Origin of the sequence: Kitasatospora sp. NBC_01266, from assembly GCF_036242395.1 — a bacterium.
In the GTDB taxonomy this organism is placed as follows: domain Bacteria; phylum Actinomycetota; class Actinomycetes; order Streptomycetales; family Streptomycetaceae; genus Kitasatospora.
On the sequence record NZ_CP108458.1, the window covers coordinates 263,935 to 282,111 of the forward strand.

The following is an 18,177-nucleotide window of genomic DNA, read 5'->3' on the forward strand; positions in this document are numbered from 1 at the left end:
GCCAGGGGCGTGGTCCGGTAGGTCTGGCAGACTGCTCCGGTGATCGTCAGACCCGCACAGGAGCATGACTTCCCAGGCTTTCTCGCCCTGGCCGCCCAGGTCGAGCAGTGGTTCGGCCCGATGGTCGAGGATGCCGGCTTCCATGACGCCGTGGCCAAGCACATTCACCGGTCCACGGCGCTGGTCGCCGTCTCCTCGGGATCGGGCCTGCTCGGCGGGTTGCTGTTCGGCGTGAAGGCGCCGGTCCATCACGTCAACTGGCTGGTGGTCTCGGCGGAGAGTCGCGGCAGCGGCGTCGGCCGTGCGCTGATGGCCGATGCGTCACGCAGGTTCGTGCGGGGTCCGGGCAGCATCGAGGTGGTCACCTTCGGGGCCGACCACCCGGGCGCTGCGGCCAGCGGCGCTCGCGTCTTCTACGAATCGCTGGGGTTCACCCCCGCCGAGGCCGCCGAGCCGGGACCGGAAGGCGGGTCACGGCAGGTCTATCGTCGGGCCGTCACCTGAAGCACGGGGCGTCGGCCCCGGGCACGGTCCGGCCGATCGTCCTGACGATGAAGTAGCACGGCAGGCGGTCGCCTGACTCAGTCGCGGTAGGCGGTCGCCGCGATCCGGACGAGGGAGCGGATCAGCGGGTTCGGGTCGTCCCGGTTCCAGGCCGCCACCACCCGGCTCGGCGCCATGTCGACCAGCGGGACCACGGCGAGTTCCGCCGGGGGCTGGTGCCCGAGCACGGTCATCCCGACCGTGCCGTTCCAGAGCACGGCCTGCACGCATTCCTGGACCGCGCGGACCACCGGGCCCTGGCGGGGCGAGCCGCCGTTCCAGTACGACTGCCAGCTGGGGTCGGTGCCCTGCGGGAACTGGAACCAGTGGCGGTCGGCCAGGTCGGCCAGCGTCAGCCGGTCGCGGCGGGCCAGCGGATCGTCGGCGCGCAGCAGCGCTCCCACCGGGTCGGTGCGCAGTGTTCGCACGGTCAGACCGGTCTCGTCGAACGGCCCGCGGGTCAGCGCGACGTCGACCAGCCGGGCGCGCAGCCCGCAGGTGGGATCGGTCAGGTCGGTCTCGCGGACGCGGACCTCGACGCCCGGGTGCCGCCGGCGGTAGGCGGCGGCCAGCCGGGTCGCGCCCGGGTCGGTGCTGCCGCCCAGGATGCCGACCGTGACGGTCGCGGCACCGGCCGCCACGGCCACCCGTTCGCGTACCCGGTCGGCCTGCTCGAGCAGGGCGCGCGCCTCGTCGAGCAGCAGCGCCCCCACCGCGGTGAGCGCGACACCGGCGGACGACCGGTCGAACAGCGTGGCGCCGAGCTCGGTCTCCAGCTGCTTGATCGCCCGGCTCAGCGGCGGCTGGCTCATGTGCAGCCGCAAGGCGGCCCGGCCGAAGTGGAGTTCCTCGGCGACCGCCACGAAGTAGCGCAGCGTGCGTAGCTCCATGGCGCAACGATACCCGCACGGTATCGACCGCACGGAACGGGTCTTGGACGGCCACCGTGCCCCGGCGGTGGAATCGAGGCATGACCAACGAACCGAGAAGCAGTCAGCCGAGCACCAGCGAGCCGAGCACCGGTGCGCCGAAGTCCGACCCCGCCGTGTCGGTGGTCGGTCCGGGCGACGGCGAGACGATCTTCCTGGGCACCACGCGACTGCGCGTCCTCGAGGACGGCAGCAACACCGGGCACCGCCTCGGGCTCGCCGAGGCGGTCCTCGCGCCGCACACGCCCGGACCGCCGCAGCATCGCCACGCCCAGCACGACGAGGGCTTCTACGTCATCTCCGGCACGGTGCGGTTCACGGTCGGAGACCAGGACCACGACGCGACGGCCGGCACGCTCGTGATGGTCCCGCCCGGCGCCCCGCACACCTTCGCCAACCTGACCGACCAACCGGCCGTCATGCTCAGCACGTTCACGCCGGACCTGTACGTGCGGTACTTCCGGGACCTGCGGGACATGATCGCCGGCGGCCAGGCGCTGACGCCGCAGGCGAGCATCCGCGTGATGAGCCGTTACGCCACCGAGCCCGCCACCGACTTCGCCACCGACGTCGCCCCGACCGGTAGCCGTGGACGGGCATCGTGAACGTCGCCTACTGGATCGCCGCCGGCCTGCTCGCTCCGTTCTACCTCTACAGCGGAACGCTGAAGGTGGCGCGCAGCCGCGAGCGGCTCCGGCCGATGATGGCCTGGGTGGACAGCACGCCGATGCCGGTTGTCAGGGCCGTCGGGATGATCGAAGTGCTCGGCGCGGCCGGGCTGGTCCTCCCGCCGCTGACCGGCATCACACCCTGGCTGGCCCTGGCCGCCGCCATCGGGTTCGTGGTCCTGCAGATCGGCGCGGCCGGGGTTCACCTGGCCCGGGGGGACCGCCAGGTCGCCCTCAACATCACGCTCGTGCTGGCTGCGGCCGCGGCCAGCTGGCCGGCCACGACCTGGCTGTGACTCGCACGGCCGTTCAGCAGGGCAGGGCTTTCGTCGACCGGCCGGCTCGGTGCCGGGCAACCCCATCAGGGGCGCCCGGCACGGCCTGCGGCACGCCGGCGCTGGGGCCGGCCGTCAGGCAGTCGGCCTGGGAGGTGTTCAGCCGGCGACGATGCCGGACGCGGCGATGCTGACCTTCGCGCGGGTCGAGCCGCTCTGGGTGCCCAGCGACTCGATCTTCTTCACCAGGTCCTCGCCCTCGGTGACCTCGCCGAAGACGACGTGCTTGCCGTCCAGCCAGGAGGTGACGATGGTGGTGATGAAGAACTGGGAGCCGTTGGTGTTGCGGCCCGCGTTCGCCATGGAGAGCAGGAACGGGCGGTCGTGCTTGAGCTGGAAGTTCTCGTCCTCGAACTTCGCGCCGTAGATGCTCTTGCCGCCGGTGCCGTTGCCCGCGGTGAAGTCACCGCCCTGCAGCATGAAGTCCGGGATGACGCGGTGGAACGAGGAACCGGCGTAGCCGAAGCCGTGCTCGCCGGTGGCCAGCTCCCGGAAGTTCCGGGCGGTCTTGGGCACGACGTCGTCGTAGAGCTTGAAGACGATCCGGCCCGCGGGCTCGTCGTCGATGGTGATGTCGAAGAAGACGTTGTCAGACATACGACGATCATGGCAGAAAACAGAAGCGCGGAGTAACAGCGGGTGCGGCTCAGCGCAGGCCGAGACAGGGCAGCCAGGCCCGTGAGGCGCCGTGCCCCGCGGTGAGCAGCGCGCACAGCGGGCCCGCCGCTCCCCCGAGCAGTCCCATTCCTTCCCCGCCGAGAGCTTCCACGGCGGGCAGGCGGGCCAGCAGGTGGGCGAGCAGGTGTGCCCGCAGCGCGGTCGCGGCGGGCAGGGCGGCGTGGCGGGCGAAGGCGTCGGCCACCGCCAGCACGCCCGCGGCCCCGTGGCAGAGGGCCAGCAGGTCGGCCGGGCGGTCGCCGAAGAGGTGGAAACTCTCGTCGTACCGCTCGGCGAGTGTGCTGAAGGCCACTTCCGCCCAGGCTGCCGTCTCCCGGTCGCCCATCGCGTCCGCCGCGTCCCACAGCGCCCAGGACACCCCGGGGGTGCCGTAGCACCAGGCCTGGCGGGCGCGCGCTCCGGCCGCCGGTGGGCCGTCGAGTCCGGCGCCGTCCCAGGTGCGGATGGAGCGGGCGTCGTCGAAGGACTGCCGCATCAGCCACCGGGTCGCACGGCGCAGGGCCTGCGTCAGCTCGGGGCGCGGGCCGAGCCGGCGCAGCGCCGCGGTGAGCGCGGCGACGACTCCGGCGGTGCCGTGGCCCATGCCGGTGTTGATCCGTCCGTCCAGCCAGGCCAGCTGCGGGTGGTCGGCGTACTGCGCCGTCCGCAGCCGTGGCAGCTCGTCGGCGTCGCACAGCCCGGTCAAGTGGTCGGCGAACGGGCGGAGTTCGGCCGGGGTCGGACTGGTGCCCGCGCTCAGGGCGAGCAGCATCCCGGAGGGCCCGACGATCAGGTCGTAGTCCGGGAAGGCGACCTGCCCGCCTCGCCAGCCGCGGGCCGGGGCGGTGCGGACCAGGTGGTCGCGCAGCCGGTCGGCGACCGGGTCCAGCTCCGGGTGCACCCGGGCGCCCAGGCGCAGGCCGACCAGCGTTCCGGCCAGGCCGCCGTCGTACAGCCCGCAGTGGCCCGGTCCCCGGCCGGCGGTGCGGGCCCACACCGCCACGGCACGGCTCGCGGACCGCTCGGTCCGCGGCTCTCCGGCCGCGTGCAGCAGGGATGCCAGGACGGGGATGCCCGGATCGGAGGGGTGCTCGGCGGCTGCCAGGCCCTCGCGGGGGCGGGCGGACCAGGCGTCGAGGAGCCGGGCCGCGAGATCGGTGACGGTGGCGCCGGTGCCGGTGCCGGTGGTGCTGGTGTCCTCGGCGTTCTCGGTGCGCTGCGGCACGGTGCCTCCCTCGGAACGACGGGTCGGCGCCCCGCCCTCGCGGCCGTACGGGCCGGGCGGGGCGCCGGTGGTGCGGCCGTCACGGGCCGCTGTCCGGGTGAACCGGCTGAGGGGGTTCCCTCAGCGCGTCTGACGGGGCATCAACAGATGACGCCGCTGCAGGCGAGCACGGTGTCGCAGATGAGCACCGTGCACACGCCGCTGCAGCCCCCGCTGCTGGCCTCGGGCGTCGGCAGGGTGGTCTCGGTGATACGCGCGTCCAGGTCGCCGATCAGGGCGTCGAGGTCGGTGAGCGCCGTGGTGTCGGGCATGGTTGTCCTCCTTCAGGAGCGGTGATGTGGGCCGCCCCGGCGGCCCGCTCGCTGGGAGCGGGCACCCCGGGGACGTCGGGTTCGCCGCGCAGTGCGGCGGCTGCGAGCGCCGCGAGTTCCTCGGCGCCCTGGTCGTACGGAAGTCGGAGCAGCAGCTGGGCGGCGACGGCGGCACCGTGCTGCAGGGGGTCGTGGAGCAGCAGGTCGCCGGGGGCCGGCAGCATCTCCTCGACCAGCAGGTCCGTGCCGGGCTGCTCCACGCCGGGCTGCTGGGTGCCGGGCTGCTGGGCGCGGATCCGCTCCAGCTGGGAGATGGCGGTCAGCGCCGCGAAGTCCACGGGCACCGGTTTCGCCTGGGGCACGGCGCGCACGAACGCGAAGCGCGGCAGCCCGAGGGTGCGCCGTATCCCGGTGAGAGCCCGTGCCTTGGCCAGCTCGCTGTCGCCGGGCCGCCAGAGCAGGGCGCGTGGCACGCGCCAGGTCGCGGGACTGATGACCAGGGTGCCACCGACGGTCAGCCGGGGCAGGCGGTCGGTGCCGGGGAACGCCTCGGCCAGGCCGTCCAGGCGGATCACGCGCGAGGCCGCGGGGTGGCCTGCGGGCAGCAGCAGTCGGACCAAGGCGTCGTAGGGCGGCAGCGGCGTGCGGGTGGCGTGGTGGACGGGCAGCAGCCGGCGCCCGTCGGCCTCGGCGATGAGCTGCCCGCCGCCGCGTCGCAGGGTGATGCGGTCCAGCGGCAGGTAGCGGGCCGTCAGACCGGCTGGTCCCTGGTACGGCGCGGGGTCGGGATCCCCCGTCCACCAGCCGGTGATGACGGGCCGTCGTACGGCGTTGGCGGCGCGCCCGGCCAGCGGCGGCACCAGCAGCTCGACGAAGCGCGCCCCGGACAGCCGCTCCACGGCGGTCAGGAAGGCCTGGTAGCGCTGGAGGTTGTCGTAGCCGCCGTACAGCGTGTGCAGCGCGCCGGCGAACCGGGCGTCCAGCACGCCCGCCGGCGAGGCGGTCTCCAGTACCGCGACCGGCCCGGGGCCCGGCAGGGGGCGGAGCAGGCAGTCCAGCGGCCAGGGCGGCAGCGCTGTTCGGGCCGGTGGCGCGCCGAGCGTGTCCAGCAGCTCGTCGTCCAGGTCCACCTGTCCGGCGCCGGCTCGGGCGGACAGGTGGGCCAGCAGCCTGGCGTAACCGGAGCCGGGCGTCTCGGCGGGGTGCCAGCCCGCGTACCGGCGCAGGGCCTGCGGCGCGGGCGGCGGGCAGGGGCCGTCGGGCAGCCGGCGCGCGAGGATCTCGCCGAGCGGACACGGCCGTTCGGTGAGCTGCGCCAGCTCCGCGGGCAGCCGGCCGGCGTCCGGTGCCGCGAGCCGGTCGGCTTCCCGCAACCACGCCACGCGAGCGGCGATGCCCAGGCCCCGCTGCACCTGGCGGGCGGCTGCCGCGGGTACGGCGGCGGCGACGGTGCGGTAGGAATCGGTGAACCACGGGCGGGAGTTGTCGACGGGGGCGGCTGCTGCTGGTGCCGTTGCTGTTGTTGTTGCTGCTGGTGTCGCTGTTGTGCCGGGGTCGCCGCTGGTCACCGGTACCGGCCACGGAAGGGTGCCGAGTGCGCGGACGTCCTCGGCGGCGAGCCACCCCGTGCTGTGGCGGCGCGGGGCCACGCTGACCTGAAGGACGCCGAGTTCGAGCAGGTGCGCGAGGAAGCCGCGGAGCACCGCGCGCCCCGGAGCCGCCGACCCGCTCGCCGCCGTGCCCAGCAGGCCCGCTTCGAGGTCGCCCAACGGGCGCGGGCCGTCGGCCAGGAGGGCGAGCACGCCCTCCAGCGGGCGGGTGCGCCGCAGGACGACCTGCCGCATCCGGCCGCGTTCGCGCGGGTCGATCACCCAGCAGCGCAGCACGCCGGTGCCGGATCCGGTGCCCGACGGCTGAAGGAAGTGCAGCGGCGCCGGGGCCAGCAGGAGGTCCGGGTCGGCGGTCCGCAGGTCCGGGGCGCCGAGCCGAACGCGCACCAGGTGGACGTTCTCCACGGCCTCGGCCGCCACCGCACCGAGGGCCGTGCCGGGCGGGACGAGCCGCTGCCCCGTGCCGTCGGCCTCGTCTTCCGCCAAGGTGACCGGCAGCAGGGCGACCTGGCCGATCCAGCCGCGCGGGGTTGTCTTCGCCGCCGCCCGGCCGAGCGCCCGCCACAGGTACGCCCCGCGTTTGCGCAGCCGCTTGCCGCTCCAGGACTCGCCCGCGGCCAGCCGCCCGGCCACGTCCGCGACGACTTCGGGGTCGACCTCGTCCAGGAAGGCCCGCATGACCGGGGACCCGCAGACCAGGGACCAGCCCAGCGCTCCCACCCGCTCGCGCTCGGCCGCCACCGCACCCTCCAGCCGCCGCAGCGCGGCGACGGCCGACTCGGCCTCGCGGGCCAGCCGTGCGGCCTCCGCGGCGAGGTCCCGGGCGGCGGGCAACCGGTCCAGCAGCCGGCAGTCGGCCGGGCCGGGCACGGCGCCGGAGTGCAGCCGGCGGCGCAGCGCCAGCACGGCGCGGCGGTCGGCGGGCGTGAGGCCGGGGTGCGGCACGACGGTGCTGCCCAGCCGGTCGGCCAGCCCACGGGCGTGTTCAGCTCGCTGTTCGTCACGCAGAGCGTGGTCGGCGACCTGGGCGAACAGCTCCGGGTTGCCTGCCGCCGCCCACGCCCGCAACGGCATGCCGGCCACGCGGAGCAGCGCCGTGCCGCCGATCACCGGGTCGTCGTGCATGTCAGAACCTCCCGTCACCGGCGAGCGCGTGGGTCAGCAGGCTCTGTCGGGCCAGGGACAGCCGCCCGCGGTTCCAGTGGAAGATGACGTGGTAGGCGGCGGCGCGGCGCGGACCGACCAGCGCGTCACCGGACTCGAAGTACCCGGTGCGCCATCGCTCGGCGGCCCGGCGCACGGCGTCCCCGTGCGCCTCCACTGCTGCCCGCCGCTGCGGCGGCAGCGGGGCGAGCAGGCCAGGGCCGCCGGCCTGCCAGGCCGCGAGGATGCCGGCGGCGGCACGCCGGGCGTCGTCGTCCGGGTCGACGCCCAGCCGGCGCCCGGTCTCGTCCTGTACCACCTGCCAGACCCCGCGGTACTCCCAGCCGACGACGCCGAGACCGCGGAGGAGTCGACCGAGGAGGTACAGGGACAGCCGCCAGTCCGCGACCGGCTCGACCGGCGCCGGCCGGCCCGGCGCCGCGACGGCGGTGTCGTGGTGGTCGAGCCAGGCCAAGGAGTCCGCCGTGAACAGCTCGTGCACGTATCGCATCGACAGCGGGCCGCCGAAGAGATAGGTCTCCGGCTCGTACCGTCCGCACCGCGGCGGACTCAGTTGTCCGTCCAATTCGCGGAATCGGCAGGCCAGTTCCTGGCGCAGCAGCTCGACATCCGGGCCGCCGGCCTCGAATCGGACCCGCAGTCCCGGCGACTTGTGCATGAAGAAGAAGGAACGCACCGCGTCGGCGGCGATCAACTCGCGAGCCGTGGCCGCGATGACGCGGTACGTCCGGCGCCAGGCGGTCGGGCCCGGCGCGAGGTTGAACTGCACCCAGCCGGCCTCCGGCAGATCGTCGCGCAGCGCGGACAGGCCGGCCGTCAGAAAGGTGCGGCGGGCGGCCTCGTAGCCCGGGCCGGCGGAATCGATCGGCACCGTGCGTGGACGAATGTCGCGCGCGTCCCGGAGACAGTCGGCCAGTAGGCGTTCGACCTCCACCATGGCACCGTGCCTCCTTGTGATTACTGCTTCACTCCTGGTATTTCCGCAATTCCTCCCACCTGAAAACTGATGACAAATCTTCATATGATGAACAAGGTTGCGCCCGGTGCACACGCGAGGCGCCCCGCGCCGGAGGCGCACCCTGCGGGCACACTGCTTTCCGATATCGGCGGACCGGTCAGCAGGAGAGGTTGCCGCCGCCGACGTCGGTGCCCAGGACGCCGACGAACTTCTTGTAGAGGTTGATCCGGTCGTTGCGCTCGTCCGGGTTCTTGCCGTTGCACTCCAGGTCGCCGTTGATGCTGCGGATCGTCTCACCGAAGCCCTTGCCGTTGACCATCGCGTCGTGCGCGGTCATCGTCCCGGCGCCCCGCTGGCTGTTCCAGAACCAGAGGCCGGTCTTCCAGGACACGGCGGAGTCCTGCTCGACCTGGTACGGCTTGTTCAGCAGGTCGAGGTGCAGGGCGTCGCCGGCCGCCTTGTAGTTGAAGTTCCAGCTGAGCTGCAGCGGGCCGCGCCCGTAGTAGGCGCTCTGGCCGGCCGGACAGCCGTAGGACTGGCCGGCGTCGCAGTAGTGGCTGTAGTTGGCCCTGTTCTGCTCGACCACGTACTTCAGACCCTGCGTCTCGTGGCTCACGTAAGGCTTCAAGGGCGAATCAATGGCGCCAGCATGGCACGAATTCGGCTCAAAGCAGCGTGAACTGACGGTGGATCACCCGCTGAAGAGCATTCGGTCTGGCGGGTTGACGACCCGACGGCCGGACGCGCGCACCGCAGCCGCCACCCGGCCACGCGGTCCCCGACCGGCCGCCGGTCAGCCACGGCGAGAGGTGCGGCAGCCGGGTCGCCAGGTCGGACCTGCGGACATCGCCGGCCACCGGCGCGGAGGCCGGCTCGGGCAAGGGCGGCGCGGCGCGGGGCGGCAGCCGTTCCGCCCCCGCGACAGGGCTGACCTGGTAGAACGCCATCGGCGTGTTAGCCTGACCGGCGGCCGGATCCGAGCGCCACGGCGGGCGGAAACCGGCAGCGCGTCAGGAGCGAAGTCGGTGACGCCCGCACCCCGGGCCATTCCGACGCTGTCCCGCAACTGTGACGGTCCCCTCGTGGGACCCAGCCAGGTCGCCTCCCCGCGCTGACGACATCAACCTCGTGGGAAGGCTGATCCGTTCCTGGCGTGCGTGTGCGTTCGCACGCCCTCGGCCGGCGCGATCAGCTGTCTTCCCCTTCAGTGGAGAGAGCGGCGAACATGCGCCTTCGGCACCGGCACGACCGGAGCGGACCTGCGGTCCGGAACCTGGCAGCGGCAACCACGGCCCTCGCGGTCGCGGCCGTACTCGCCGGCTGCGGTTCGGGCACCTCCACCGCCGCCAAGTCCTCGACGTCCGCCTCCGCCGCCCCGGCAGCGGCCTCGTTCCCGGTCACGGTCCCCGCGGCGAACGGCCAGGTCACCGTCAAGACCGAGCCGAAGCGGATCGTGTCGCTCTCCCCGACCGCCACCGAGGACCTGTACGCGGTGGGCGCGGGCAAGCAGGTCGTCGCCGTCGACTCCAGCTCGAACTACCCCGCCGGCGTCCCGGTGACCAGCCTCAGCGGCGTCACCCCGAACGTCGAGGCGATCATCAAGTACTCGCCCGACCTCGTCGTCGCCTCGGCCGACTCCGGCGGCCTGGTGGCGGGACTGACCAAGGTGGGCGTGCCGGTGCTGATCGAGCCCGCGGCCGCGCAGCTGAACGACGCCTACCAGCAGATCGCGCAGTTGGGCACGGCCACCGGCCACGGCGCGCAGGCCGAGCAGACCGTGGCCACCATGAAGTCCCAGATCGCCGCCGACGTGCAGCAGGCCGGTGCCGGTCACAAGGGCCAGAGCTACTACTGGGAGCTGAGCGCGAATCCGTACTACTCGGCGACCTCCAAGACGTTCATCGGGCAGGTCGTCTCGCTGTTCGGTCTGAGCAACATCGCCGACGCCGCCGACAAGGCCTCGGACGGCGGGTACCCGGAGCTGTCGCAGGAGTACATCGTCACCGCGAAGCCCCAGTTGGTCCTCCTCGCGGACAACGGCGCCTCGGACGGCGGGCAGTCCCCCGACGTCGTGGCCAAGCGTCCGGGCTGGTCCGAGATCCCGGCGGTGAAGAACAACCAGATCGTGGGTCTGGACGACGACATCGCCTCCCGCTGGGGCCCGCGTCTGCCGCAGCTGGTCGCGCAGATCGGGCAGGCGCTGGAGAAGGCCCCCACGTCGTGAACCCCAGCCGATCGGGCCGCCGGTGAGCCGGGCCCGCCGCACCGTTCGCGGCTACGGCACCGCGGTGGCCTTCCTGGCCGCCGCGGTGCTGGTCAGCGCCCTGGTGGGCGCGGCGAACCTCAATCCGCTCGCCACCGTCACCGCCCTGCTGGACCGGCTCCCGTTCGTCGACCTGCACTCGGGCCTCAGCCCGCTCGACCGCGCGGTGCTGTTCCAGATCCGGATGCCGCGGATCGTGCTCGGCGCGCTCGTGGGCGGCCTGCTCTCCCTCGCGGGCGCCGGCTACCAGGGCGTGTTCCGCAATCCGCTGGTCGACTCCGGCCTGCTCGGCGCCTCGGCCGGCGCGGGCCTGGGCGCGACGATCGCGATCGTCTACCTGGGCGGGGCCGCGGGCGCGTCCGTGCCGGTGGCCGCCTTCGTCGGGTCCCTGGTCGGGGTCGCGGTGGCCTACCTGACGGGAGCCGCCGGCGGTCCCGGCACCGCGACGCTGCTGCTGGCCGGCCTGGCCGTGGGAATGTTCCTGACGGCGATCCAGACCTTCGTGCTCCAGCGCTCCACCCAGGACATCCAGCAGGTCTACTCCTGGCTGCTCGGCTCGCTGGCCGTCGCCGACTGGCACCGGGTCGTCGAGATCCTCCCCTACACGGCGGTCAGCACCCTGATCGTCCTGGTCCACGGCCGGCACCTCGACGTGCTCTCGGTCGGCGACGAGGAAGCCCACACCCTCGGCATGCGCCCCGGCCGGGTCCGGCTCCTGGTGGTGGCGGCCTGCGCGCTGGCAGCCGCCACGGCTGTCGCCGTCAGCGGTCTGATCGGCTTCGTCGGCATCATCGTGCCGCACGCGGTACGGAGGCTGGCGGGCACCTCCTACCGCACGGTGCTCCCGCTGTCCCTGCTGTACGGCGCCGGATTCCTGGTGCTCGCGGACACCGTGGCCCGCACCGTCCTGGCCCCCGGGGAGCTGCCGATCGGCGTGGTCACCGCCCTGATCGGATCACCGGTGTTCATCTGGATCCTGCGCACCACCCGGTCGGTGCGCACATGAGCGCGCTCACCCTGACCGGCCTCGAGGTGGACCTGGACGGCACGCCCGTGGTCCGCGGCGTCTCCTGCGCCATCGACTCCGCGGGCTGGCTCGCCATCATCGGACCCAACGGCGCCGGCAAGTCCACCGTGCTGCGCGCCGTCGCCGGGCTGCTGCCGCACCGCGGCCTGGTCACCCTCGACGGGGCCGACACCCGGGCGCTGCGCGGCCGGGAGCTCGCCAGACTGCTCGCCTTCGTGCCCCAGTACCCGGTACTGCCGCCCGACATGACGGTGGCGGAGTACGTGCTGCTCGGCCGCACCCCCTACCTCGGCTACCTCGCCGGGCCGGGCCGCCAGGACCGGCTCGTCGCCGAGAGCGCGGCCGCCCGGCTGGACGTCGCGCGCTTCACCGGCCGGCGGCTGGCCACCCTGTCCGGCGGGGAGCGCCAACGGGTCGTGCTCGCCCGCGCGCTGGCGCAGGAACCCCGGATGCTGGTGCTCGACGAGCCGACGGCCGCCCTCGACATCGGCCACCAGCAGCAGGTCCTGGAGCTGGTCGACGAACTGCGCCGCGAACAGGGCCTGACGGTCGTCACCACCCTCCACGACCTGACCACGGCGGGCCAGTACGCCGACCGACTGGTGCTGATCGAGGCCGGACTGGTCAAGGCCAGCGGCACGGCGCCGGCGGTTCTCACCGAAGAGCTGATCTCCGCCGTCTACGCGGCACGCGTCCAGGTCACCACGGACAGCCGCGGACTCCCGGTGGTCACCCCCCTGCGCGGACCGGTCACCGGGACCGGGGCATAGCGGCTCCTGCCCTGAGGCCCCACCTCGACGCTGCCGCTCTGCCGCGCTCTCCCCCGGCCGACCGCACCGGCCGGGCCCACCGCTGAGCGGTGGGCCCGGCACGGGTGCTGACGTACCGTCAGGAGCTGCCCGCCGCGGCGGCGCTCGTGCGGAACTGCTCGAAGGCGTCCTGGACCTGGCGCGCCTGACTGTCCGCGCCGTAGGCGTTGGGGTGCACGAAGGTACACGCCTCGCCGTTGCCGGGGATCTGGCTGCAGAGGGCGGACGGGGGATCCGTCTGGTCCCCCTGGCCGGTGAGGTCGTCCCTGACCCCGTACATCCACTTCTGGGGCCCCTCGGCCGCGCACACGCCGTGGTCGACACTGGGCCCGTAGGTGTCGACGTAGGTCGCGCCGTTGTCGTCGGCCTGCTGGGCGATCAGGGCGTTGAGCTGGCGCTCCACACCGTCCAGCCAGGGCATGTCGCCCTTGGCGATGGTCCCGAGCTGGCGCCAGACATTCCAGGAGCAGCCGCTGTTGTCCGGAACGATGGCCGGGTAGCCGACCACCGCGACCTTGGCGTTCGGCGCCCGGTCCCGGATCGCGGTCATCATCTGCCCGAACTCGTCGTCGAGTTGGGCGAACTTTCCGGCCAGCCAGTCACGGCCTTCGCCCGTGGTGTAGTAGTTCTTGCAGGGGGTGCCGAAGCCGAGCGTGTTCAGGCCCCGCTCCAGGCACTGGGTCACGATGTCGCCGAAGCCGAGGGTGTTGCCGCCGATGCCGACGCTCACGTAGTCGGTGTCGGCATGGAGGCGCTCGATCTGGGCGGGCCGGTCCGCCCAGCCGCCCGCGGGCGGCACCGAGGGCGGGCCGTAGAGCTTCGAGGCCGGCTGCGGGCCCAGGATGCCGTCCTGCACCTCGGCGGCGCCGCAGGTGGCGTCGACGAGGTTCAGCCCCAGCCCCTCGGCGACCTGGTGCGGGTAGTCCCGGTAGGAGCGGCCGCAGCCGTCACCGGGGTTCCACGGCCGGACGAAGACGTTGGCGCTGTACGAGTCGCCGAGGGCGACGTAGTTCGGCGGCCCGGCGTCGGCGGCGCGGGCCGCCGAGACCGGGGTGAACACCGAGAGTGCGGCGGTGAGTGCGGTTGCTGTGGCGAGTGAGGCTCGGACGGTGGCGGGCAGACGGAATCCGGACATGCGATCGCCCCTTCGGGTACGTACCGGGGACTCCCCACCGGCACGGTTACCCAATGTAGGAACGCGACGACTTCGGGTGAGCATGTTCGTACCGGGATCACTCCCACGGGGTACCCGCCCGGAAACCGGTGCGAGTGGCCGTTCGGCAGGGGTCCGTACGTACGATGCCGACCTGGAACCACCCGGGCCGGGCCGTGCTGACGCCCCGTCACCGCCGCTCCCCGGGGGGCTGCCCGCTGGTGGGCGCCGTCAACTGCACCGAAGACGTCGTCGGACAGCCGACGGCCCGGGGTCCGGCGTGGCGTGCCGGGCTCAGGCAGAGCCAAGGCCCTTGCCGTTGGGGCCGAAGGTCCCGTTCGGGCCCCGAGCGCGGCGGGCAGGGAGAAGGAGTCAGCAGTTGCGGGTCCACCCGCGCGCCCGCCCCCTCACTCCTCCCGAAGGGAGGACCTCGTGACCACTCCCCCGGAGTGCTTCAGCCAGGTGGAGTTGCGCTACACCCCGCAGTCGCCCGCCCTCGCCCGGCGCTACACAGGCACCGTGCTCAACCGCTGGCAGGTCCCACCCGAGGTCGTCGACACCGCGCGGCTGCTGGTATCCGAACTGAGCGGAGCGCCCCACCCCGGGAAGACCGTGTGGCTCGTGCTGCAACTGCCCTACCCGGAGGACCGGCAGCTGGAGACCGGTGAGCACCAAGGAGCGGCCCGCCGGGGACTGTCAGAGGACGAACGGGATCAGCATCTTGGTCGACCGCTTGTACTCCGGGTACGCGTCGGGGAACCGCTCTGTCAGGTAACGCTCCTCCATCGCCGCGCTGTAGACGAAGTACGCGCCGAGCAGCACCGCCAGCACCAGCCAGTACACGCTGACCGCGACCCCCGTGCCGATCATCGCGAGGAGGATCCCGGAGTAGATGGGGTGGCGGACGAACCGGTAGGGACCGGTGGTCACCAGTTCCGGATCGACCTTGTGAGTCATCGGCATCCCCCAGTTGCGGCCGATGTACACCCTGGCCCAGACGGCCAGCGCGAGCCCCAGCACGAACAGCACCAGGCCGATGCCCTCCAGCCACGCGTCGCGGTTGAGCCCGAGGCCGCGCATCGCCCGGGTGCGCAGCAGGACGACGACGAGGACCAGGATCACCACGCGGACGAGCGCACCGCGACGCCACGCGGCGGTCCCCGACTTCACGCCGAAGGAGGCGATCAGCCAGTAGAGCCAGAACAGGGCCCAGCCGACGAAGATGACAGCGGCGACGACCTTCATGAGCCTCTGCTCCCGGTTGCTCGGACGCTCAGTTGCTCGGACGCTCGGTTACCCGGACGCTCTCCCCCCAGCGTAGGGCGCTCGTGGCGGCCGCGATGCACCAGGCCGCGCGACCGGGCTCCCTCAGCGCCGCCACCGCCGCTGCTCCGCCATCCGGCGCCGGACGACGAGCAGGTCGATCACCGCGACGACGGTGGACACGGCGCACAGCACGGCCAGGCCCGTGTAGAACGCGCGATCGGCGCTCGGCGCGGGCAGCGCGTTCGCCGCGAGCAGTGCGAAGACGACGGTCCCGAGCAGGAAGAGCGGAGCGAAGATCCGGCCCAGCAGCCGCCGGGCCGGCAGGTCACTGCGCGCCATCCGGGGCTCGGCACCAGTGCGCCGCCACCGCCGGGCGGCGGCCCGGGAACGGCGGTCGGCCGCCACGGCTCTCCAGTACTCGCCGAGGCGGTTCCACCCGTGGTGCGGCTCGTGGTGCGACTGCGACACCTTCTCGTCGGCCTTCCATGCGATGCGGCCATCACCGGTCCCCTACCCGGTTGCCGGCCGACGATGCGGGCATCCGGAGTCAGGGTCGGGGGCGGGGTGAGCTGCGCGTCGGGTGGGCCGGGTGGCGGCGCTGTGCGAGCGCGGCCCTCCAAGCTGAGCCGCGGCGGGTGTGGCCGCCAGGAGCACCGGGGTCACCGCGGTCATGGCGGCGACAGCGGAGGTGCGTCGGTCCGTCGGTGGATCCTGCCTCTCTCGAACTCCCGGAAATATCGGGCCGGTTGACCTCAACCCGATGGGTGACCAGCTGCGCGTCAGCGCGCGGGCCGCAGCGGCTGCGGAGCAGCGCCGCTCAGCGGACGGGCCCCTGCCGTGACCGGCTGGTCGTAGGTCCGACGGATACTGGTGCCGCTCAGGCTGACGTCGAGGCCGTAGACGTGCAGCGAGACGGTCCTGTCCGTGGTGGCGTTGCGGACCCGGTGGATGTCGCCGGGTGGCGTGACGTAGGTGACGGCACCTTCGCGGTGGACCGTGGTGCTGACGGGGACCAGGACGGTGCGGCCGCCCTCCGTCGCCAGCCGGTAGACGGTCTCCTCCTCGGCACCCAGGTAGGTGCCGACCACGCACCAGGAGGCGTGGTCGTGGATGCTGGTCGCCTGGCCGGGCAGCCAGACCAGGGCGACCACCGAGAAGGAGCCGTCGGGCTCGGCGTGCAGCAGGTGCTGGCGGTAGCCGTGCGGATCGGGCTCCAGCTGGGCCGGAAGCAGCAGGTCGGCGTGGCGCAGAAAGGGGGCCAGGCGGGCGGCGACCCGCTGGGCGCACTCCTCGGCGTTCGAGGCGGCGCTCAGTTCGGTCCGGATGGCGGCCGTCAGCTCGATGAGGATCGCGGTCATGGTCAGACCGTCACGGCGGTCAGCCGCGGCGCGGCGACCAGCGCCGCGAGCTCGGCGATGCCGGCCGCGTCGTGGACGGCCGAGCGCGGCACCACCAGGTCCGGCTGACGGGCGGTCAGCACGTGGTCCCGGGCCAGGCGGGCCCGCCCGCCCCCGGTGACGTTGAGCAGCACGGGTGCCCCGGTGTCGAGCCGCCCCGCCTGGGCGGCCTCCCGCAGCGCCGCGAGTGCGACCCCGGCGGCCGGCTCGATGTCGATCCCCTCCAGCTCGAGGAAGGTGTCCATCGCGGCCTGAGCCGCCTGCGCAGTGGCCGTGAAGACCTGGCCCGCGCTCTGGGTCAGCGCGTCGTACAGGCCGCCGCGCACGTCGTAGGGCGGTCGGCGGTTGGTCAGCTCCGGCGCGAACGCCCGCTCGGTGGCCAGTCGTTGGTCCTGCTCGCCGCCGGTCTCCCAGAGGCGTTCGCCGGTCTGCCAGGCCTGGTGGACCGGGGCGTACGCGTCGTTCTGGGCCAGCAGCAGGTGCGGCAGCGGTCCGGGTCGGCGACATCGCAGCCGCAGCGCCGCCTCGTGCGCCGCGATGGCCCCGGCCCCGCTGCCGATGGCCTGGACGTAGTACGCGGGCAGCGCTCCGATCGCCTCCACCGCCGCGAGCAGCACGGTGCCCAGGCCGTCGCGCCGTCCGACGTTCTTCGTGCCGCCCTCTGGTGTGAAGCCGGGCAGCTCGGCGAGCGCGTCGCCGAGCGCGATCGCGTCCGCGTAGTCCGCCCCGTCGACCGCGATGACGCGCACCCATGGGGATCCGAGCGTGCGGGTGCGCAGCCGCGGCACGGCGGAGGACGGCACGACGATGACCACCGGGACCTGCTGGCGGGTGCAGAGCTCGGCGAACGCGGCGGCGGTGTTGCCGGCGGAGGTGACCACCAGGGTGCCGGCGTCCTCGGGGATCCGGCCCAGCACGGTGGCGGCTTCGAGTTCCTTGAAGGTGCCGGTCATCAGGTCGCCGCCGCGCTCGGGCCAGTAGCCGTTGAAGGCGATCCACAGCTCGTCCAGCCCGAGCGAGGCGGCCAGGCGCTCGCTGCGGTAGACCGTGCTGCGGCCGGTGCCGGCCAGGGTCCGGCGTACCGGCAGCCAGTCGCGGTAGCGGAAGACGCCGCTCGCGGCCGGGTCGGGCGTGAACTCGGTGGCCTGGTAGTCGGTCTGCCACAGTCCGGGCCCGTGCGGGCCGGGGCAGCCGAGCGTCAGGCCGTCATCGGCCCGCCGGTGCCCGCAGCCGGAGCAGACGAGGCGGTAGTGGGACGCGTCGGTCGAATCACCGTGCATGGGGCTGGGGTTCACTCTCGGTGTGGTCGGTGCGTCGGACATCCCGCCGTGCGGAGCCGGCCGCGGGCTGGGGTCGGGCCGCTGTCCGCGCGGTCGGCCCGGACCGGGCCCGGCACCCGCGGACGGCGCGGCTCAGGCCATCGCGCGCACCAGGCCGGCCGGCCGCATGTCGGTCCAGTGGACCTCCACGTGGTCCAGGCAGTCCTGGCGTCCGGCCGGTCCGTGCGAGGCGGTCCAGCCTGCGGGCACCTCGGCGAAAGCGGGCCAGAGGGAGTGCTGGCCCTCCTCGTTCACCAGGACCAGGTAGCTGCCCTCGGCGTCCTCGAACGGGTTCGTCATCGACGTGTCCTCTCATCGGAGCCCCCGGAAGGCGCTGAACAGGGGTCAGCGGCCGGCGGGTCGTGCTTGCTTGGAATCGCGGGCCGGGATCGGACGGGCCACGCGCAGTCAGATCGGGTGCGGGGCAGGCGGACCGGGCCCCGGCCGCCCCCGTCGTCCGGGCTGGAGCGGCCCGGCGCGGTGGGGTGCACTCGCAACCCAGAGCTTGCGGGGCGGGACGTAACGGCGGATCGCGATCACGTA

General features: G+C 73.5%; 18 protein-coding genes and 1 pseudogene. 6 read left to right on the forward strand and 13 right to left on the reverse strand.

The features are described 5' to 3' along the window. The first annotated feature begins 39 nt into the window (after window positions 1-39). On the forward strand, window positions 40-504 hold the full coding sequence (locus OG403_RS01245) for a GNAT family N-acetyltransferase (RefSeq protein WP_329560642.1): 465 nt from the start codon (window positions 40-42) through the stop codon (window positions 502-504). A gap of 77 nt (window positions 505-581) precedes the next feature. Here OG403_RS01245 and OG403_RS01250 read toward each other — a convergent pair whose 3' ends face one another. Beyond that, on the reverse strand, window positions 582-1,433 hold the full coding sequence (locus tag OG403_RS01250; RefSeq protein ID WP_329560643.1) for a LysR substrate-binding domain-containing protein: 852 nt from the start codon (window positions 1,431-1,433) through the stop codon (window positions 582-584). Window positions 1,434-1,513: 80 nt separating this feature from the next. On the opposite strand from OG403_RS01250, the gene OG403_RS01255 reads away from it, so the two are divergent. Both OG403_RS01255 and OG403_RS01260 read left to right on the forward strand, forming a co-directional pair. Then, window positions 1,514-2,077, forward strand: coding sequence for a cupin domain-containing protein (locus OG403_RS01255; RefSeq protein WP_329560644.1), 564 nt, complete (start codon window positions 1,514-1,516; stop codon window positions 2,075-2,077). Beyond that, entirely contained in the window at window positions 2,074-2,436 is a 363-nt protein-coding gene (locus OG403_RS01260) for a DoxX family protein (protein ID WP_329560646.1), read from the forward strand. The genes OG403_RS01255 and OG403_RS01260 overlap by 4 nt, the downstream gene beginning before the upstream one ends. Window positions 2,437-2,574: 138 nt before the next feature. Here the strand turns inward: OG403_RS01260 and OG403_RS01265 are convergent, their stop codons facing one another. The 6 genes and pseudogenes from OG403_RS01265 to OG403_RS01290 form a co-directional block, all read right to left on the reverse strand. Then, the gene (locus OG403_RS01265; RefSeq protein ID WP_329560647.1) at window positions 2,575-3,072 is read right to left on the reverse strand and encodes a peptidylprolyl isomerase; all 498 of its coding nucleotides are present in this window, start codon (window positions 3,070-3,072) and stop codon (window positions 2,575-2,577) included. A 49-nt stretch (window positions 3,073-3,121) separates the two neighbouring features. Further along, window positions 3,122-4,357, reverse strand: a complete 1,236-nt coding sequence (locus OG403_RS01270) for a lanthionine synthetase LanC family protein (protein WP_329560649.1) — start codon at window positions 4,355-4,357, stop codon at window positions 3,122-3,124. Between the two features lie 140 nt (window positions 4,358-4,497). Further along, the gene (locus OG403_RS01275; RefSeq protein ID WP_329560651.1) at window positions 4,498-4,668 is read right to left on the reverse strand and encodes a hypothetical protein; all 171 of its coding nucleotides are present in this window, start codon (window positions 4,666-4,668) and stop codon (window positions 4,498-4,500) included. After that, a complete protein-coding gene (locus OG403_RS01280) occupies window positions 4,629-7,403 on the reverse strand; it encodes a lantibiotic dehydratase (protein WP_329560652.1) in 2,775 nt (924 codons plus the stop codon). Before OG403_RS01280 ends, OG403_RS01275 begins: the two co-directional genes overlap by 40 nt. Before the next feature lies 1 nt (window position 7,404). Further along, entirely contained in the window at window positions 7,405-8,379 is a 975-nt protein-coding gene (locus OG403_RS01285; protein ID WP_329560653.1) for a thiopeptide-type bacteriocin biosynthesis protein, read from the reverse strand. A gap of 178 nt (window positions 8,380-8,557) precedes the next feature. Next, window positions 8,558-9,016 (reverse strand): annotated as a pseudogene (locus OG403_RS01290) (chitinase); the annotation flags it as partial. Between the two features lie 609 nt (window positions 9,017-9,625). Here OG403_RS01290 and OG403_RS01295 point away from each other — a divergent pair. Genes OG403_RS01295 through OG403_RS01305 form a run of 3 tightly spaced genes read left to right on the forward strand, consistent with a single transcriptional unit; the run spans window position 9,626 to window position 12,460 of the window. After that, the gene (locus tag OG403_RS01295) at window positions 9,626-10,624 is read left to right on the forward strand and encodes an ABC transporter substrate-binding protein (RefSeq protein ID WP_329560654.1); all 999 of its coding nucleotides are present in this window, start codon (window positions 9,626-9,628) and stop codon (window positions 10,622-10,624) included. Between the two features lie 22 nt (window positions 10,625-10,646). Continuing rightward, a complete protein-coding gene (locus OG403_RS01300; protein ID WP_329560656.1) occupies window positions 10,647-11,669 on the forward strand; it encodes a FecCD family ABC transporter permease in 1,023 nt (340 codons plus the stop codon). Further along, the gene (locus OG403_RS01305) at window positions 11,666-12,460 is read left to right on the forward strand and encodes an ABC transporter ATP-binding protein (protein ID WP_329560658.1); all 795 of its coding nucleotides are present in this window, start codon (window positions 11,666-11,668) and stop codon (window positions 12,458-12,460) included. Before OG403_RS01300 ends, OG403_RS01305 begins: the two co-directional genes overlap by 4 nt. A 118-nt stretch (window positions 12,461-12,578) precedes the next feature. Here the strand turns inward: OG403_RS01305 and OG403_RS01310 are convergent, their stop codons facing one another. The 6 genes from OG403_RS01310 to OG403_RS01335 all read right to left on the reverse strand — a co-directional run bounded on the left by OG403_RS01310 (window position 12,579) and on the right by OG403_RS01335 (window position 17,934). Next, window positions 12,579-13,634: an SGNH/GDSL hydrolase family protein gene (locus OG403_RS01310; protein WP_329560660.1), complete on the reverse strand. Its 1,056-nt coding sequence runs from the start codon at window positions 13,632-13,634 to the stop codon at window positions 12,579-12,581. Between the two features lie 714 nt (window positions 13,635-14,348). Further along, window positions 14,349-14,897: a methyltransferase family protein gene (locus tag OG403_RS01315; protein ID WP_329560662.1), complete on the reverse strand. Its 549-nt coding sequence runs from the start codon at window positions 14,895-14,897 to the stop codon at window positions 14,349-14,351. Between the two features lie 123 nt (window positions 14,898-15,020). Continuing rightward, window positions 15,021-15,386: a hypothetical protein gene (locus tag OG403_RS01320; RefSeq protein WP_329560664.1), complete on the reverse strand. Its 366-nt coding sequence runs from the start codon at window positions 15,384-15,386 to the stop codon at window positions 15,021-15,023. Window positions 15,387-15,697: 311 nt separating this feature from the next. Then, window positions 15,698-16,276: a cysteine dioxygenase family protein gene (locus OG403_RS01325; RefSeq protein WP_329560666.1), complete on the reverse strand. Its 579-nt coding sequence runs from the start codon at window positions 16,274-16,276 to the stop codon at window positions 15,698-15,700. Between the two features lie 2 nt (window positions 16,277-16,278). Beyond that, a complete protein-coding gene (locus OG403_RS01330) occupies window positions 16,279-17,595 on the reverse strand; it encodes a cysteate synthase (protein WP_329560668.1) in 1,317 nt (438 codons plus the stop codon). A 132-nt stretch (window positions 17,596-17,727) separates the two neighbouring features. After that, complete coding sequence (locus tag OG403_RS01335) at window positions 17,728-17,934, reverse strand: MbtH family protein (protein WP_329560670.1); 207 nt, start codon at window positions 17,932-17,934, stop codon at window positions 17,728-17,730. Window positions 17,935-18,177 lie beyond the last annotated feature (243 nt).

What these genes read in the sequence shown, in the direction of transcription:
- OG403_RS01250 (WP_329560643.1), bottom strand. Translation starts at nt 1,433, where the DNA reads ATGGAGCTACGCACGCTGCGCTACTTCGTGGCGGTCGCCGAGGAACTC.
- OG403_RS01255 (WP_329560644.1), top strand. Translation starts at nt 1,514, where the DNA reads ATGACCAACGAACCGAGAAGCAGTCAGCCGAGCACCAGCGAGCCGAGC.
- OG403_RS01265 (WP_329560647.1), bottom strand. Translation starts at nt 3,072, where the DNA reads ATGTCTGACAACGTCTTCTTCGACATCACCATCGACGACGAGCCCGCG.
- OG403_RS01275 (WP_329560651.1), bottom strand. Translation starts at nt 4,668, where the DNA reads ATGCCCGACACCACGGCGCTCACCGACCTCGACGCCCTGATCGGCGAC.
- OG403_RS01280 (WP_329560652.1), bottom strand. Translation starts at nt 7,403, where the DNA reads ATGCACGACGACCCGGTGATCGGCGGCACGGCGCTGCTCCGCGTGGCC.
- OG403_RS01285 (WP_329560653.1), bottom strand. Translation starts at nt 8,379, where the DNA reads ATGGTGGAGGTCGAACGCCTACTGGCCGACTGTCTCCGGGACGCGCGC.
- OG403_RS01295 (WP_329560654.1), top strand. Translation starts at nt 9,626, where the DNA reads ATGCGCCTTCGGCACCGGCACGACCGGAGCGGACCTGCGGTCCGGAAC.
- OG403_RS01305 (WP_329560658.1), top strand. Translation starts at nt 11,666, where the DNA reads ATGAGCGCGCTCACCCTGACCGGCCTCGAGGTGGACCTGGACGGCACG.
- OG403_RS01310 (WP_329560660.1), bottom strand. Translation starts at nt 13,634, where the DNA reads ATGTCCGGATTCCGTCTGCCCGCCACCGTCCGAGCCTCACTCGCCACA.
- OG403_RS01315 (WP_329560662.1), bottom strand. Translation starts at nt 14,897, where the DNA reads ATGAAGGTCGTCGCCGCTGTCATCTTCGTCGGCTGGGCCCTGTTCTGG.
- OG403_RS01325 (WP_329560666.1), bottom strand. Translation starts at nt 16,276, where the DNA reads ATGACCGCGATCCTCATCGAGCTGACGGCCGCCATCCGGACCGAACTG.
- OG403_RS01330 (WP_329560668.1), bottom strand. Translation starts at nt 17,595, where the DNA reads ATGCACGGTGATTCGACCGACGCGTCCCACTACCGCCTCGTCTGCTCC.
- OG403_RS01335 (WP_329560670.1), bottom strand. Translation starts at nt 17,934, where the DNA reads ATGACGAACCCGTTCGAGGACGCCGAGGGCAGCTACCTGGTCCTGGTG.